Origin of the sequence: Paraburkholderia humisilvae (assembly GCF_902859855.1) — a bacterium.
Classification (GTDB): Bacteria; Pseudomonadota; Gammaproteobacteria; order Burkholderiales; family Burkholderiaceae; genus Paraburkholderia; species Paraburkholderia humisilvae.
The window spans coordinates 15,925-32,479 of sequence record NZ_CADIKH010000013.1 but is presented as its reverse complement, the minus strand read 5'-3'; the positions used below and the strand labels follow the sequence as shown (position 1 = coordinate 32,479).

Here is a 16,555-nt window from a genome sequence, read left to right as displayed (position 1 = left end):
GGGCTAGCGTGTGCGTTAGGGGCGTCCGTCCGCTGAACTGCCAGACGCCGCCGCAACAGCCCGTGCAGCCGGGCTCGCGACAAACCCGAAGCGTGCCGCGACCTGCGCTCGCGAAATCGATTGAAGCGGCAGCGCATAGTCGTCGCGCCAGTTGAACCGGCCGGTGCCGCCATCCGCCGATAGTTCGGCGTGCTCGGAAAAGAGATCGAGATCATGGTCGTGCAGCGCGGCTATCCGCGCGGGCGATGCATCATCGGAAAGCAGCACGCCGCCTTCATCGTCCACAAAGACGGCAGCCGGCTCGAATGGCTGGCCAGCATGGTCGGTGAGCACCAGCGTCCCGTTTGCATCATCGACGGCCAGCCGCACGATCCATGGCGTATAGACCAGTTCGACATACACGCGCTGCGGTCCGTTCTGAAAGAACCACTGGCCGTCCCTATCGCATTCGTAGTTGCGGTTGATAAAGCCGAGCAGCGCCGCATGCCGGATTGGCTCGCCGAGCGCGCCGCGCGCCTGCGCGGCCTCGTCGCGCATGCGCCACGTGCCGCGCCGGTCGAGCAGCAGCCAGCCGGTGCAATACGGGACGTTCGGCCATTTGGCGAGCGCCTGTTTGACGATCTCATCCATGCTGCGTGAACGGCGCGAAGTAACCGAAGACCCGCCGCGACAGCCAGTCGATCCGGCCGGGAAACGGCCCGGTCATGAAGCCGACATGTCCGCCGTCCGCGGGCTGATCGAGCTCGACCGCATTCGATACGTCATGCGGCGACGGCAACACCGTGCCGGGCAAAAACGGATCGTTGCGTGCGTTCAACACCAGCGTGGGCACCGTGATTTCCGGCAGCCATGGTCGCGTCGCGGCGCGCGTCCAGTAATCGTCGGCATTCCGAAAGCCGTGCAGCGGCGCGGTGACGACGTCATCGAAGTCGAACATCGTGCGGCTCGCGAGCATCGCGTCCAGATCGAACAGCCCCGGGTATTGCGTCAGCTTGCGCTGCGCTTTCTTCTTGAGCGTCTTCAGGAAGCTGCGCGTGTAGACCATGCCGAAGCCCTGCGAAAGCGCGCGTCCGCCCGCGTGCACATCGAGCGGCGCGGAAATGGCCGCCGCGGCCGCGACGAACGAAGCGTCTTCGCGCCGCTCGCCGAGCCAGCGCAGCAGCACGCTGCCGCCAAGCGACACCCCCGCCGCGACGAGCGGGCCGCGATGTACGTCGCGCAGCCGCCGCAACACCCAGTCGACTTCGTTGCTGTCCGCAAGATGATAAAAGCGCGGCAGCAGATTCAGCGGTCCGCTGCAACTGCGAAAGTGCGGCACCACCGCCTGCCAGCCGCAGCGATGCGCGGCGTCCACCAGCGCGAGCGCGTAATGCGACGTCGAGCTGCCTTCGAGCCCGTGAAACAGCACGAATAGCGGGGCGCCATCGGACGCCGGTTCGGATCGCGCGTGCTGTGCGTCGTGGACCAGCCAGTCGAGGTCGATAAAGTCGCCATCCGGTGTGTCCCAGCGCTCGCGCCGGTAGTTCACGGTGGGACGGCGACCGAACAGCGCCGGTACGATGGTCTGCGCGTGGCTGGTCGGCAGCCAGAGCGGCGCGCGGTACAGCATGTCGACCGTTGCCTCGACCGCCGCCGTAGCGCGGTGTCGCGTGGAGGAAGCGTGTTTGTCGTGCGTCGTGCTCATCGCAGTACCGGTCGAATCAGCGAGGCGTCATGCCGTCGCTCAATGCAGTGGCCCCTGGCCGTGCCTCATTTTGGCAGCGAATTGCGTGGCGGTTTCGTTCGGCATCGCACTCGCGTGGATATGCGCAATGCGCCATTCACCACGTTCGTGGACCATCACGTACGTGGTAAACACCATCGACGGCGTGGCCGCCGGGTTGGCCGGCCGATGCGCTTCGGCAATCGCGTAGACGACCGTGCCGAGACTGTCGTAGACGCGGATATCGAGCGGCTCGATCGACACCGGCGTTGCCTGGAGCTGCGCAGCAAGCCCCGCACGGATGTTGTCGAGACCATGCAGATGCGAGCCGTCCGCGCAGATGCAGGTGACGAACTCCTCGTCGATCCATAGGCCCATCAGACTCTCGATATTGACCTCCGCGACCGCCTGGTAATAGGCGTTGAGGGTATCCGCAGCGGCTTCGAAGATATGGGCGAAACGTGGCATGGCTCGTCAGTCTGTTAGGCGCGGCGTGCGCGGTTGCAGGTCATACGGCATCGACGGGCGGCGGGCGCTGCGAGCATGGCGCGCCGCGTGCATTTCGTGCAGCTGGCGTCGGCAGCCGGCGGCGGACAACCGCGAGAATGCCCGTGCTGCAAGACGCACACGTGACGCGCCCTCGTGCGGCCTGGGCCGGACGTGGCGGGCCTCGCGCGCTCGGCCGGTGCCGCGGCCGCGCGGCCTACCGCTGCGCGATCAGCATGCCGCGCAAGTCATCGAATACCTGCTCAGCGCTCAATTGCCGCAGACAGTTCAGATGGCCCAGCGGACATTCGCGTTCGAAACACGGACTGCATTCGAGATGCAGCCATTGTACCTTTGCGAGGTCCGACAGGGGCGGGGTGTGGCGCGGATCAGTCGATCCGAACACCGCGACGAGCGGCCGGCGCAGCGCGGCGGCGACGTGCATCAGGCCCGAATCGTTGGTGACGACCGCATTGGCGCGTGTAATCAGCGCGCAGGCTTCGCCGAGCGCGGTCTGGCCGCACAGGTTGCGCACGTTCGGCGCACGGTCGACGATGGCCTGCGCGAGCGGCGCGTCTTTCGGTGAGCCGAGTGCGATGATCTGCGTGTACGGGAACGACTGACCGATCATTTGCGCGAGCGCAGCGAAGTGCTCCGGCGGCCAGCGCTTCGCGGGCCCGTACTCGGCGCCCGGGCAGAAAACCAGCAGCGGCACGCGCGCATCGAGGTTAAAGCGCGCCGATACACGCGACGCCTCGTTCAGATCGGCATCGAGACGCGGCACCGGCAGGTCGCCCGGCGCGTTCGCACCGGGCGCGTACGCGAGTGCCGCATAGTGGCCGACCATCGGCGGACGTTGGTCCTTGCGCGGATTCGTGTGACGCACGTTCAACAGGCCGTAGCGGCTTTCACCGGTGTAGCCGATGCGCAGCGGGACGCCCGCGAGCCATGGCACGAGCGCCGACTTCAGCGAGTTGGGCAGCACGTACGCCGCGTCGTAGCCGACGTCGCGCAGGTCGCTCGCCAACTGCCAGCGGCGTAGCATCTGCAGCTTGCCGTGGGCGAGATCGGTCGCGTAGACATCGCGAATCTCGGGCATCCGTTCGAGCACGGGCGCCACCCAGCTGGGTGCGACCGCGTCGATCACGATGCGCGGATGGAGTTTGACAAGGCGCGCAAGGAACGGCTGCGCCATCAATGCGTCACCGATCCAGTTCGGTGCGATAACCAACGCGCGACGCATCAGGATAAGTTTCCGATGTCGAAAAGAAGCGCCACGCGCGAGGGCGTGCGGCGTTCAGGTTACAGGTTTGAAAGAGACGGGGTCACGCGCACGGAGCGGAGCCAAAGAATACGTAGTCTCGCGCGTCCAAACGACGACCCCCCGCACGCGTCGGTCAGCACGCCGGCAGATGCATCAGGGATTGCGCTTCCGTCCGTGCGCACGTTGCGACGAGCGCTGCGCGCGGTGGCAAATTCGCCCATTCGGCCGCAAAGTGGACCGTCGAACCTCGACCAACCAAAGAAGCGGGCGCAACCCGGATGCCCGCCGGCTTCAGTGGCCTTTGACCACTTCGCCGTCGCGCAGCTTGTAGCGGGTGCCGCAGTACGGGCAACGTGCTTCGCCGTGCGTGACGTCGATAAACACGCGCGGGTGCATGCTCCAACGCGGCATGGCCGGATTCGGGCAGTAAGCGGGCAGATCTTTTGCCGACAGCTCGACCAGCGGCATTTCCTTGATTTCGCTCATGAGGCTTTCTCGTCTATGCGGGATGCCGGGCGCACGGTCCGCTGTTCGTAAAGGTCTGACAACGTCTGGCGGCGCCCGCCCAGGTTTGCTCGAATCAGATTTTCGTGAGCCAGTGCGCGTACTTCGCGCTCCTGCCATTCACGATGTCGAAGAACGCGGACTGCAGCTTTTCGGTGATGGGGCCGCGCGTGCCGGCGCCGATCGTACGGTTGTCGAGCTCGCGAATGGGTGTGACTTCAGCGGCGGTGCCGGTGAAGAACGCTTCGTCGGCGGTATAGACTTCGTCGCGCGTGATGCGCTTCTCGATCACTTCGAGGCCTGCGTCTTTCGCCAGCGTAATGACCGTGTCGCGCGTGATGCCGTCGAGGCACGACGACAGGTCAGGCGTGTACAGCTTGCCATGGTTGACGAGGAAGAAGTTCTCGCCCGAGCCTTCGGACACGTAGCCGTCGACGTCGAGCAGCAGCGCTTCGTCGTAGCCGTCCGCGGTCGCTTCCTGGTTGGCGAGAATCGAGTTCACGTACCAGCCCGACGCCTTCGCGCGGACCATCGACACGTTCACGTGATGGCGCGTGAACGACGACGTCTTCACGCGGATGCCCTTGGTCATGCCGTCTTCGCCGAGGTAGGCGCCCCACGGCCATGCGGCGATCGCAACGTGGATCGTGTTGCCGCGTGCCGACACGCCGAGCTTTTCCGAGCCCACCCAGACGATCGGGCGCAGGTAGCACGTCTCGAGCCTGTTTTCACGCACGACTTCGCGCTGCGCGGCGGCGATCGTTTCCTGGTCGAACGGCACGTCCATCTGGAAGATCTTCGCCGAGTTGAAGAGACGTTTGGTGTGTTCTTTCAGACGGAAAATGGAAGTGCCGCCGTCGGCCGTCCGGTATGCGCGGACGCCTTCGAAAACGCCCATCCCGTAGTGCAGCGTGTGGGTGAGCACGTGAATCTTGGCGTCGCGCCAGTCGATGAGCTTGCCATCCATCCAGATCTTGCCGTCGCGGTCGGCCATTGACATACGATTCTCCAGGGCAGTGCTTTAGCGAATAATTGATTGCGGGAGTGCAACGACAAAGCCGCGGCCCGCATGAACTCGCCTGAAAGGCGCGCTTCAGGAACAGGCTTGACCTCGCGCAAGCTGCAAAACGGGCTGTTGCAGCAGCTGCGAGGCGGCGAAGATTATTATTTTAGCGTCTTTTGTAGGGCGACCGGACATTCCTGGGTGGACCGGACGCTATAATTCCGCGCACACATAACATGAATCCGCCTATGTGGCCGGGCCGTCAAGGCCGGCCACGCTGTTTGCCGGAGCGCCATCGAGGCGTGCCGGCGTCCTCCGTCTCATGCCCGCTCACCTTTCCGAACCCGATCGCCGCGCATTTCATGAAGGCCTGCGCACCTATTCGCCGACCTTGATGGCTATCTTCTCGTGGGGGCTGGTGACGGGCATCGCGATGAGCAAATCGGTGATGACGGTGCCGCAGGCGCTGGGCATGTCGCTGCTGGTCTATGCCGGCTCGTCGCAACTCGCGGTGCTGCCGCTGCTCGCCGCGAAACTGCCGATCTGGACCGTGCTGCTCACCGCCGCGATGGTCAACACGCGCTTTGTGATCTTCAGCGCCGGGCTTGCGCCGCATTTCGCCTATCTGCCGCTGTGGCGGCGGCTCCTCGTCGGCTACTTCAACGGCGACATCATCTATCTGTTGTTCCAGAAGAAGGCATTTGCCACGGGCTACGTGCCGGGCAAGGAGCCATTCTTCTGGGGCATGGCGGTCGCGAGCTGGGTTTCGTGGCAAGTGTCGTCGATTATCGGCATCCTGCTGGCGAGCCTGTTTCCGGATAACTGGGGCCTTGGCCTCGCGGGCACGCTGGCGCTGATCCCGATCATGGTGTCGGCAATTGCAAATCGCTCGACGCTCGCCGCAGTTGCGGTGGCGGGCGTCGTGTCGCTGCTGCTGTTCGATCTGCCGTACCGGCTCGCGCTGCCGCTTGCGGTGGTGGCGGCGATCGCGGCGGGCAGTGCGACTGATCTGATCGTCGAGCGCGCCGATTTGCGCCGCATCCGCAACCGCGCGGGGGATTCGCAATGAGCGCTACCCGAATCTGGCTTGCGATTCTCGGCATGATGTTCGTGACCGCGCTCACGCGCGCGCTGTTTCTGATCGGCGGCGAACGTACCGTGCTGCCCGAGCGTGTGCAGCGGATGCTGCGCTACGCGCCCGCCGCGGCGCTGATCGCCGTCGTGCTGCCGGATGTGCTGGTGACGGACGAGGGCGTGTCGTTCGCGCTCGCGAATCACGATTTTTATGCGACGCTTGCGGGACTCGCCTGGTATTTGCTGCGACGCAGCATGGTCGAGACGATCATCGTCGGGATGCTGGTGTTTACGGCGCTGCGACTTGTGCTGTAAGGCCGCTGACGGATTCGCCCGGACCGCGTTTGCCGAATATTGTCAATCAGCCGGGGGCGGATCGAAACGGCAAGGGGATCGGTTAAAATGGCAGCCTCCTGACGCCTGCAGGCAGCCTGCAATCTGGCCGCGGGTCTGGGCGCTGCGCGTGCCGCGACGATCTCGCCGTTCATGCCGCCGCCCTTGACCGCCCGCGCAGCGTCCGCCACCGCCTTCCAATCAACTCGCATACACATGTCCATGAACCACGTATTGCGTCTCTCCGATCTGATCACCGAAGGCAAGCTGTCCGGCAAACGCGTTTTCATCCGCGCTGACCTGAACGTCCCGCAAGACGACGCAGGCAACATCACTGAAGACACCCGCATCCGCGCATCGGTGCCCGCCATCAAGGCGTCGCTCGACGCGGGCGCGGCCGTCGTGATGGTCACCTCGCACCTGGGACGCCCGACCGAAGGCGATTTCAAGCCCGAAGATTCGCTCGCGCCGGTCGCGCAGCGCCTCTCGGAACTGCTTGGCCGCCCCGTGTCGCTCGTGCAGAACTGGGTCGAAAACGGCGTGAGCGTTGCGCCGGGCCAGCTCGTGCTGCTCGAGAACTGCCGCGTCAATAAAGGCGAAAAAAAGGATTCAGACGAACTCGCGCAAAAAATGGCGAAGCTGTGCGACGTCTACGTGAATGACGCGTTCGGCACCGCGCATCGCGCGGAAGCGACCACGCATGGCATCGCGAAGTACGCGACGGTGGCCTGCGCGGGCCCGCTGCTGGCCGCTGAGCTCGAAGCGCTGGGCAAGGCGCTGGGTGCGCCGAAGCGGCCGCTCGTGGCGATCGTCGCCGGCTCGAAGGTGTCGACCAAGCTGACTATCCTGAAGTCGCTTGGCGACAAGGTCGATCAGTTGATCGTCGGGGGCGGCATCGCGAATACGTTCATGCTTGCCGCGGGCCTGAAGATCGGCAAATCGCTTGCCGAAGCGGATCTGCTCGGCGAAGCGAAGGCGATCATCGAGCAGGCGAAAGCGCGCGGCGCGTCGGTGCCGATTCCGATCGACGTCGTGACCGCGAAGGAGTTTGCGCCGACCGCGAAGGCCGAAATCAAGCAGGTCGCCGACGTGCAAGACGACGACATGATCCTCGACATCGGCCCCGAGACCGCGAAGGTGCTCGCGTCGCAACTCGAGAAGGCCGGCACGATCGTCTGGAACGGCCCGGTCGGCGTGTTCGAATTCGATCAGTTCGGCAACGGCACGAAGACACTGGCGCAAGCCATCGCCAGGTCGCCTGCGTATTCGATCGCGGGCGGCGGCGATACGCTCGCGGCGATCGCCAAGTACGGCATTCACGACAAGGTCAGCTATATCTCGACGGGCGGCGGCGCGTTCCTCGAATTCCTCGAGGGCAAGAAGCTGCCGGCGGTCGAAGTTCTCGAATCGCGGGCCTGAACGTGGCGCAGCGCTCTCCCACCAGCACCACGCGGAAAACGCGCGCCTCGTCGCGTGCGGGATCCTCGGCGGGAGCGCGCGCGCCGAAGAACACCGCGGCGCAAGACGCGCCGCCGCCGCGACCGGCCGATGAAGCGGCGCCCGCCACAGCCGATTCTGCTGTGGCGCTCGCCGGGTCGCCCCCGACCTCGAACATGACGGTGCAACATGCGCCGGCGCAAAATAGCGCGGCAAACCGCGCAGCCGCATCCGATAATCCGACGCCGATGCTCGCCGCGCGACCCAAGCGCGTTGACGCGAGCAGCACAAACGGCGCATACGCCCCGGCAGTACCGGTCGGCGCGCAGCCTCCGCATCCGACTCATAGCGCACTTCCCAGCGATCCCACCCACACGAGGAGACTCATGCATCGCGCCACCAAGATAGTCGCTACCATCGGCCCGGCTTCCAGCACACTGGAAATCCTGAAACAAATGATCGAGGCGGGCCTCGACGTGGTGCGGCTCAACTTTTCGCACGGCACGGCCGACGACCATCGTCAGCGCGCCGAGTTCGTGCGCGAGGCGGCCCGCCAGGTGGGCCGCGAAGTCGGCCTGATGGCCGACCTGCAAGGCCCGAAGATTCGCGTCGGCAAGTTCGAGAACGGTAAGGTGACGCTCGTCGCCGGCAATCCGTTCGTCCTCGACGCTGACTGCGAACTCGGCAACGACGAGCGCGTCGGTCTGGACTATAAAGATTTGCCGCGCGACCTGAAACCGGGCGACGTCCTGCTGCTGAACGACGGCCTGATCGTGCTTAGCGTATCGCGCGTGATCGGCAACGAGATCCACACGGTCGTGAAGATCGGCGGCGATCTGTCGAATAACAAGGGCATCAACCGCCAGGGCGGCGGCCTCACCGCGCCCGCGCTGACCGCGAAGGACATGGAAGACATTCGCACCGCGATGGCGCTTGGCGCGGACTATGTTGCCGTGTCGTTCCCGAAGAACGCGACCGATATGGAAATGGCGCGTCAGCTCGCGAATATCGCGGGCGCGCCGTACGGCATCAAGCCGAAGATGATCGCGAAAATCGAGCGCGCCGAAGCGATTCCGGCGCTGCAAGGCATTCTCGACGCGTCCGACGGCGTGATGGTCGCGCGCGGCGACCTCGCGGTCGAAGTCGGCAACGCGGCGGTGCCGGCGTTGCAAAAGCGCATGATCAAGATGGCGCGCGACTCGAACAAGTTCGTGATCACCGCGACGCAGATGATGGAATCGATGATCCACGCGCCGGTGCCGACGCGCGCCGAAGTGTCCGACGTCGCGAACGCGGTGCTCGATGGCACGGACGCGGTGATGCTGTCCGCGGAATCGGCGGCGGGCAAATACCCGGTGCAAACCATCGAAACGATGGCGGCCATCTGCGTCGAAGCGGAGAAGTCCGAGCACGTCGAACTCGACCGCGACTTCCTCGACCGCACGTTCACGCGGATCGACCAGTCGATCGCGATGGGCGCGTTGTTCACCGCGTATCACCTGGGCGCAAAGGCCATCGTCGCGTTGACCGAGTCCGGCTCGACCGCGCTGTGGATGTCGCGCCACTGGACGCATGTGCCGATCTTCGCGCTCACGCCGCGCATCGGCAGCGAGCGCGCGATGCAGATCTACCGGAACGTGAATCCGCTGCATCTCGATAGCAGCAACGATCGCGACATCGCGTTGCAGCAGGCGCTCGAAGTGGTGGTCGGCAAAGGCTATGCGGCGCGCGGCGACATGGTGGTGCTGACCGTCGGCGAGCCGATGGGCCAGGCGGGCGGCACCAACACGCTGAAGATCGTGCGCGTCGGCGAACCGTATTGAGCGCAGCAGACCCGCACGGGAAACCGTGCGGGCAAGTAGCACGCAGAAGAAACACGCAGAAGAAACACGCCCGAGATCAGTTGTTCATAAAAGGCGGTTTATAAACGGCATCGCGAGGCAGGTCGCCCATCCCGAGAGAGGCGGCACATCGCGCGGCGCGCGCGTCGGACATTCCGGATGCGCACGCGTCGCGCCGAGCGCGCAGGGATGCGGCCTGCTTCACGTAAAATTGCGAATTCGACGCAATGGATGCCTTGGGCAAAGGTTTTCGTTTGAAATCCAAGGAGTAGCACATGCCTCTCGTATCAATGCGTCAATTGCTGGACCACGCGGCCGAAAACGGCTACGGTTTGCCGGCATTCAACGTGAATAACCTGGAACAGGTGCAGGCCATCATGTCGGCGGCGGACCAGGTCGGCGCGCCGGTGATCATGCAGGCGTCGGCGGGTGCGCGCAAATATGCGGGCGAGCCGTTCCTGCGTCATCTGATCGAAGCGGCGGTCGAGTCGTATCCGCACATTCCGGTCGTGATGCACCAGGATCACGGGCAATCGCCGGGAGTATGCATGGCGGCGATCCGCAGCGGTTTCACGAGCGTGATGATGGACGGCTCGCTGGAGGCGGACGGCAAGACGGTCGCGTCGTATGAGTACAACGTCGGCGTGTCGAAGAAGGTCGTCGAAGCGGCGCATTCGATCGGCGTGACGGTCGAAGCGGAGCTCGGTGTGCTGGGTTCGCTGGAAACGATGAAGGGCGACAAGGAAGACGGCCACGGCGCCGAGGGTACGATGACGCGCGAGCAACTGCTGACGGACGTCGAGCAGGCCGCCGATTTCGTGAAGCTCACGCAGTGCGACGCGCTCGCGATTGCGATCGGCACGTCGCATGGCGCGTACAAGTTTTCGAAGAAGCCGACCGGCGATATCCTGTCGATCCAGCGCATCAAGGAAATTCACCAGCGCATCCCGAACACGCACCTCGTGATGCACGGTTCGTCGTCGGTGCCGCAGGAACTGCTGGCAGAGATTCGCGAGTTCGGCGGCGATATGAAGGAAACCTACGGCGTGCCGGTCGAAGAGATTCAGGAAGGTATCAAGCACGGCGTGCGCAAGGTCAATATCGATACCGATTTGCGCCTGGCGATCACCGGCGCGATTCGCCGCTACTTCGCGGAGAACCCGTCGAAGTTCGATCCGCGCGACTACCTGAAGCCGGCGCGCGAAGCGGCGAAGAAAGTCTGTCTGGACCGCTTCGTCGCCTTCGGCTGCGAAGGCCAGGCGGGCAAGATCAAGCCGACGCCGCTGGACAAGATGGCGGAGAAGTACAAAGCGGGCGATCTGACCCAGGTCGTCCGCTAAGCGGTTGAGCGAAGCGGCGCGGGCGCATGCGAAGCGCCTTGCCCGCGCGCGTCGCGGCGGCCAGCCGGTTTGACGGGCTGGCCGCATAGCAGTTGAGTTGCATCGCCGTTCCCGCTTGACCCGGGGAACGGCGTTTCCCTTTTGTCAGGGCAGTGTTTTTGCCTCATTTTTTGCATGACTTTTACGAGCCACGACGATGTCTACCCTTTACGAATCCACGCTTCGCTCGCTGCCGCTGCTGGGCCGCGGCAAGGTCCGCGACAACTATGCGGTGGGCAATGACAAGCTGCTGATCGTCACGACCGACCGTCTGTCGGCGTTCGACGTGATCATGGGCGAGCCGATTCCGGACAAGGGCCGCGTGCTGAACCAGATGGCCAACTTCTGGTTCGACAAGCTGAAGGACATTGTGCCGAACCACCTGACGGGCGTCGCGCCGGAATCGGTCGTCGCGCCGGACGAAGTGGAACAGGTGAAGGGCCGTGGGGTCGTCGTGAAGAAGCTCGAGCCGATTCTCGTCGAAGCGGTCGTGCGCGGCTATCTGGCCGGCAGCGGCTGGAAGGACTATCAGGCCACCGGCGCGATCTGCGGCGTCGAGCTGCCGCCGGGCCTGCAGAATGCGCAGAAGCTGCCCGAGCCGATCTTTACGCCGGCGGCGAAGGCCGAAATGGGCCACCACGACGAGAACATCACCTATAACGAGATGGAGCGCCGGATCGGCACCGAGCTGTCGGCGACGATCCGCGACATTTCGATTCGCCTGTACAAGGAAGCGGCCGATTTTGCCGCGACGCGCGGCATCATCATCGCGGATACGAAGTTCGAGTTCGGCCTTGATAACCATGGCAAGCTGTATCTGATGGACGAAGCGCTGACTGCCGATTCGTCGCGCTTCTGGCCCGCCGATGAGTACAAGGTCGGCACGAACCCGCCGTCGTTCGACAAGCAGTTCGTGCGCGACTGGCTGGAGACGCAACCGTGGAAGAAGGAGCCGCCGGCGCCGAAGCTGCCCGGCGACGTGATCGCAAAGACCGCCGACAAGTACCGCGAGGCGCTCGAGCGGTTGACCGGGCAGCAGTTGGTCTGAGGTTGGTCTGATCGCGGGCCTGACGGCTGGCTGATGACCCGCCTCGCGACTCGCTTGACTGATCGCCGGCGCAAGCGGCGCTGGTATCTGTATCGCACCCGTGACGGACGGGGGAAGGAATCTGTGGAAAATGAGTGACGTTCAAACCGCGCATACGCACGATGCGCCGCTCGTCGGCGTGCTGATGGGCTCCAGCTCCGACTGGGAAGTGATGAAGCACGCGGTCGCGCTGTTGCAGGAATTGGGTGTGCCGTACGAGGCGAAGGTCGTCTCCGCGCACCGGATGCCCGACGAGATGTTCGCGTACGCGGAGTGCGCGCGCGAGCGCGGCCTGCGCGCGATTATCGCGGGCGCGGGCGGCGCCGCGCACCTGCCTGGCATGTTGGCCGCGAAAACGACGGTGCCGGTGCTCGGTGTGCCGGTTGCGAGCAAATATCTGAAGGGCGTCGATTCGCTGCATTCGATCGTGCAGATGCCCAAGGGTGTGCCGGTCGCGACGTTCGCGATCGGCGAAGCGGGCGCGGCGAACGCGGCGCTGTTCGCGGTATCGATTCTCAGCGGCACGCTGCCGGAATATGTGGAAAAGCTTGCCGCGTTCCGCGTGCGCCAGAATCAGGCCGCGCATGCGATGGTGCTGCCCGCGCTGTGAGCGCGGCACAATCGCGTCACAATCCATTTGCGATAAGGTTCATTGCCCCACTGGCCGCCTGCTGCAAGCGGCGGCCCGATCGATGCCGGATCCGACCACGAAGATGAGTTCAGACAACACCCCGGTTTCACCGATTCTGCCTGGCGCCTGGCTCGGCATGGTTGGCGGCGGCCAGCTCGGCCGCATGTTCTGTTTTGCCGCGCAGGCGATGGGCTATCGCGTCGCCGTGCTCGATCCGGACGAAACGAGTCCTGCCGGCTCGGTCGCGGACAAGCATTTGCGCGCGGCCTACGATGACGAAGCGGCGCTCACCGAACTCGCGCGGCTATGCGCGGCGGTATCGACGGAGTTCGAGAACGTGCCGGCCACGAGCCTCGACTTTCTGGCGCGATCGACGTTCGTGAGCCCGGCGGGCCGTTGCGTTGCGATTGCGCAAGACCGGATCGCGGAGAAGCGTTTTATTGCCGCGTCGGGCGTGTCGGTTGCGCCGCATGTGGTGATCGAGTCGTCGGACGCGCTGGCCGCGATCGAGGATGCGGCGCTCGACGCGGTGTTGCCCGGCATTCTGAAAACCGCGCGCCTCGGCTACGACGGCAAGGGTCAGGTGCGCGTTTGCAATGCGGACGAAGTGCGCGAAGCGCACGCGTCGCTCGGCGGCGTCGCCTGTGTGCTCGAGAAGCGCTTGCCGCTGAAGCTTGAAGTGTCGGCGCTGATTGCGCGCGGCGCGAACGGCGGGTCGGTCGTGTATCCGCTTGCGCAGAATGCGCACCGCAACGGTGTGCTGTCGCATACGATCGTTCCCGCGCCGGATGCCAGCGCGACGCTCGTGACCCAGGCGCAGCAGGCCGCGTTGCGGATTGCCGACAAGCTGGGCTATGTCGGCGTGCTGTGCGTCGAGTTCTTCGTGCTCGACGATGGTTCGCTCGTCGCCAACGAAATGGCGCCGCGGCCGCACAACTCCGGCCACTATACGGTCGATGCCTGTGCGACGAGCCAGTTTGAGCAGCAGGTGCGCGCGATGACCGCGATGCCGCTTGGCGACACGCGTCAGCATTCGCCGGCCGTGATGCTGAACATCCTCGGCGATGTGTGGTTTGCGGGCAGCGCGAAGGATGCAAAGAGCGCGCGCAGCGGCCCGGCGGTGACGCCGCCATGGCACGAAGTCGCCGCGATGCCGTCGGCGCGTTTGCATCTGTATGGCAAGGAGGATGCGCGTCCCGGCCGTAAGATGGGGCATGTGAACTTCACCGCTGCGACGCTCGACGAGGCGCGTACGGCCGCCCGCGATTGCGCGCGGTTGCTGCATATCCCGACGAGCTGACGCCGCTTCCACGATGCCGGATCAACCGAACCCGTCTGGCGGCGCGCCGGGCGCGCCAGAATCTCGCGACAGCGGCGACACGCGCGCGACGATCGATGCCGCGCAGATCGATCATGCGGCGGCGTTGCTCGACGCGGGCGAACTGGTCGCATTTCCGACCGAAACTGTCTATGGCCTGGGTGGCGATGCGGAAAGCCCGGCAGCGGTCGGCCGCATCTATGCGGCAAAAGGACGGCCGGCGAATCATCCGGTGATCGTGCATCTCGCGCCGCATGGCGACCCGCGCTACTGGGTCGAACAGTTGCCCGCCGATGCGCAGCGGCTTATCGATGCGTTCTGGCCGGGCCCGCTCACGCTGATTCTCAAGCGCGCGGCGCATATCCCGTCCGCTGTCAGCGGCGGTCAGGATTCAGTCGGCCTGCGGTGCCCGTCGCATCCCGTCGCACAGGCGTTGCTCGACGCATTCAGCGCACGCCGCGGCGGACACGGTGGCATTGCGGCGCCGTCCGCGAACCGCTTCGGACATGTCAGCCCGACCACCGCGCAGCACGTGCGCGACGAGTTTGGCTCGGCCATTCATGTGCTCGATGGCGGCCCGTCGAAAGTCGGCATCGAATCGACAATTGTCGATCTGTCGCGCGGTTTCCCGGCGCTGCTGCGGCCGGGACACGTGACGCCGCAAGACATCGCCGACGTGCTCGGCGCGATGCCGCGGCTGGCGGACGGTGCCGACGCTACCGCGCCGCGCGCGTCGGGCACGTTGAAGGCGCACTATGCGCCGCGCACGCCGCTCGCGCTTATGCCGTTCGATGCGCTCAAGCCGCTGCTCGTGGCGGCGCGCGCCGCGCATGAGCGCGTTGCACTGGTCGCGCGGGCATCGCGTGCCGGGCATTGGGCGGACGCCAAAGACGTGCACTTTGTTGCCGCGCCGGAAGACCCCCACGTTTATGCGCGAGACCTTTACGGCCTGTTGCGCGCGCTCGACCGCGCGAACGTCACGCGCATCCTGATCGAAAAGCTGCCGGATACGGTCGAGTGGATCGCGGTGAACGACCGGCTCGGGCGAGCGGCCGCTGCGTTCGAGGCGTCTGATTAGCTTGTCGCGAGCGGCGCGCAGGTGACGCGATCCGAGGCGATAAAAAACGCCCAGCGATACATCAAGCTGGGCGTTTTTGTCAGAACGAACGGCGCGCTTCTCTACATCGCGCGATTACTTCCCAAGCCCCGTCGCGGCGATCGTCTGCTCGGCTGTCGTCGCGAACAACGCGTGCAAATGCGTGGTCGGGTGAATCGTATCGGCGAACATGTAGCTCTGGTCCGCACCCGCGACCGTGTACAACTGCGGCGAGCAGAATAGCGACGACGCGAACGCGCTCGGGTCCGACTCGCCGAACTGCGCCGCCGCGGCCTGCATGTCAGCCAGTCTGCAAGCGGTGCCGGTGTTGGACACCGCGAAACCGTTCGCCTGATAGTTCGCCACTGCACCGTCGATGAATTGATCGGTCTGCAGGTAGATCACCTTGCTCATCAGATTGGTGGCGACCAGCGTGCCCTGAAGCGACTGGTTGAATGCACCGACCAGTGTCTTGAACAACTGCTGACCCGACGCGCCCGAATTGATGCCGAGCGGCGTCACCGCGATATCCGGCACGTTCGCGACCACGACGTGCGTCGCGCCATTCGCGAGAATCGGCGCGACGACCTGTTGCACCATTTGCTGCGCAGTGGCCACCAATGTGTTGGCGGCCGCGCCAACTGCTTGCAGCGTGGCCGTGTTCGGATCGACGCCCTGCGCGACCGCGGCCGCAATGGTCGCCTGCGCCGTTTCCGCCGCGACTAGCACGTCGTTCGCGCCGCCTTCGACCAGCACCAGTTGGCCCGCGTTGAAGCCGCCATGCGCGCTCAGATAGTTCTGCACCTGCGTCGCGACCGGCACCGTGGTCGCCTGCGCATACGACGGTTGCCCTGCCGGCGCATGACCGATCCCGTCCGCGCCGATCACGAGCGCACCGCCTTGCGCGTAACCGAACCCCGATGACGCGACAAGCGGTTGACCGAAGCCGCCAAGATAAGCAGGCGTCAGCGTGCCGCCGTAATACTCAGCGACCTTCTGCGTCCAGATTTCACCCGGGTTCGTCGTGAATCGGCCACCGCCGAAGTTTGCCTGGATCACCGGCGAGTACGTACCGACATCCGACAGGCTTGTGCCGAACGACACGACCTGCAGATTGACGCCGCCGGCCGGCGTGCTGCTCGCATTGTTATTGTCTCCGCCGCCGCCGCACGCGGCGAGCACCGCGACCGCGGCACCCGCGATGCCGATTTGCGCGGCGCGCCGCAGGCGTGATGGCTGTGATGCTTGCTTCATGTTGTCTCCGATCTTCTCGTATATGTAGTGGGCATTGCGAGCCCTTTATCGCAAGCTGCGCGCGCGGCGTGCGTGACGCGGGCGGTCAGCCTGCAGAACGGTTCCGGTCCGGGTGATTGGCTAGTAGAACGGCATTCCTGGCGGTT

Annotated in this window: 16 protein-coding genes; 9 read left to right on the top strand and 7 right to left on the bottom strand. The window is 65.0% G+C overall.

The features are described from left to right. Positions 1-15: 15 nt before the first annotated feature. The 6 genes from HV796_RS15355 to HV796_RS15330 all read right to left on the bottom strand — a co-directional run bounded on the left by HV796_RS15355 (position 16) and on the right by HV796_RS15330 (position 4,956). Positions 16-630, bottom strand: coding sequence for a DUF2946 family protein (locus tag HV796_RS15355; protein WP_175227361.1), 615 nt, complete (start codon positions 628-630; stop codon positions 16-18). Further along, positions 623-1,684 (bottom strand): hydrolase, encoded by a 1,062-nt coding sequence (locus tag HV796_RS15350; protein ID WP_175227360.1) that lies wholly within the window; start codon positions 1,682-1,684, stop codon positions 623-625. The genes HV796_RS15355 and HV796_RS15350 overlap by 8 nt, the downstream gene beginning before the upstream one ends. A gap of 39 nt (positions 1,685-1,723) precedes the next feature. Further along, the gene (locus tag HV796_RS15345) at positions 1,724-2,170 is read right to left on the bottom strand and encodes a nuclear transport factor 2 family protein (RefSeq protein ID WP_175227359.1); all 447 of its coding nucleotides are present in this window, start codon (positions 2,168-2,170) and stop codon (positions 1,724-1,726) included. A gap of 235 nt (positions 2,171-2,405) precedes the next feature. Continuing rightward, on the bottom strand, positions 2,406-3,431 hold the full coding sequence (gene waaF / locus HV796_RS15340) for a lipopolysaccharide heptosyltransferase II (RefSeq protein WP_175227358.1): 1,026 nt from the start codon (positions 3,429-3,431) through the stop codon (positions 2,406-2,408). A 312-nt stretch (positions 3,432-3,743) separates the two neighbouring features. Continuing rightward, a complete protein-coding gene (locus HV796_RS15335) occupies positions 3,744-3,938 on the bottom strand; it encodes a zinc-finger domain-containing protein (protein ID WP_075155855.1) in 195 nt (64 codons plus the stop codon). Positions 3,939-4,032: 94 nt separating this feature from the next. Then, positions 4,033-4,956 carry a branched-chain amino acid transaminase gene (locus tag HV796_RS15330; RefSeq protein WP_175227357.1) on the bottom strand — a complete coding sequence of 308 codons (924 nt, stop codon included), beginning with the start codon at positions 4,954-4,956 and terminating at the stop codon, positions 4,033-4,035. Positions 4,957-5,281: 325 nt separating this feature from the next. Here HV796_RS15330 and HV796_RS15325 point away from each other — a divergent pair, with 325 nt between their 5' ends. From HV796_RS15325 to HV796_RS15285, 9 genes are all read left to right on the top strand, one after another. After that, positions 5,282-6,028: an AzlC family ABC transporter permease gene (locus HV796_RS15325; RefSeq protein WP_175227356.1), complete on the top strand. Its 747-nt coding sequence runs from the start codon at positions 5,282-5,284 to the stop codon at positions 6,026-6,028. After that, positions 6,025-6,348 carry an AzlD domain-containing protein gene (locus tag HV796_RS15320; RefSeq protein ID WP_175227355.1) on the top strand — a complete coding sequence of 108 codons (324 nt, stop codon included), beginning with the start codon at positions 6,025-6,027 and terminating at the stop codon, positions 6,346-6,348. The genes HV796_RS15325 and HV796_RS15320 overlap by 4 nt, the downstream gene beginning before the upstream one ends. A gap of 240 nt (positions 6,349-6,588) precedes the next feature. Continuing rightward, a complete protein-coding gene (locus HV796_RS15315) occupies positions 6,589-7,785 on the top strand; it encodes a phosphoglycerate kinase (RefSeq protein WP_175227490.1) in 1,197 nt (398 codons plus the stop codon). Positions 7,786-8,189: 404 nt separating this feature from the next. After that, positions 8,190-9,626, top strand: coding sequence for a pyruvate kinase (pyk, locus tag HV796_RS15310; protein ID WP_175227354.1), 1,437 nt, complete (start codon positions 8,190-8,192; stop codon positions 9,624-9,626). A 293-nt stretch (positions 9,627-9,919) separates the two neighbouring features. Continuing rightward, positions 9,920-10,984: a class II fructose-bisphosphate aldolase gene (gene fba / locus HV796_RS15305; RefSeq protein ID WP_175227353.1), complete on the top strand. Its 1,065-nt coding sequence runs from the start codon at positions 9,920-9,922 to the stop codon at positions 10,982-10,984. A gap of 196 nt (positions 10,985-11,180) precedes the next feature. Beyond that, positions 11,181-12,071 (top strand): phosphoribosylaminoimidazolesuccinocarboxamide synthase, encoded by an 891-nt coding sequence (locus tag HV796_RS15300; protein ID WP_175227352.1) that lies wholly within the window; start codon positions 11,181-11,183, stop codon positions 12,069-12,071. Between the two features lie 130 nt (positions 12,072-12,201). Next, positions 12,202-12,720: a 5-(carboxyamino)imidazole ribonucleotide mutase gene (gene purE, locus HV796_RS15295; RefSeq protein ID WP_175227351.1), complete on the top strand. Its 519-nt coding sequence runs from the start codon at positions 12,202-12,204 to the stop codon at positions 12,718-12,720. 103 nt (positions 12,721-12,823) lie between these two features. Next, positions 12,824-14,041, top strand: coding sequence for a 5-(carboxyamino)imidazole ribonucleotide synthase (locus tag HV796_RS15290; RefSeq protein ID WP_175227350.1), 1,218 nt, complete (start codon positions 12,824-12,826; stop codon positions 14,039-14,041). A 13-nt stretch (positions 14,042-14,054) separates the two neighbouring features. Continuing rightward, the gene (locus HV796_RS15285) at positions 14,055-15,137 is read left to right on the top strand and encodes an L-threonylcarbamoyladenylate synthase (RefSeq protein WP_246355877.1); all 1,083 of its coding nucleotides are present in this window, start codon (positions 14,055-14,057) and stop codon (positions 15,135-15,137) included. A gap of 114 nt (positions 15,138-15,251) precedes the next feature. On the opposite strand, the gene HV796_RS15280 is transcribed toward HV796_RS15285, so the two are convergent. Next, complete coding sequence (locus HV796_RS15280) at positions 15,252-16,409, bottom strand: SGNH/GDSL hydrolase family protein (RefSeq protein WP_175227349.1); 1,158 nt, start codon at positions 16,407-16,409, stop codon at positions 15,252-15,254. Positions 16,410-16,555: the final 146 nt, after the last annotated feature.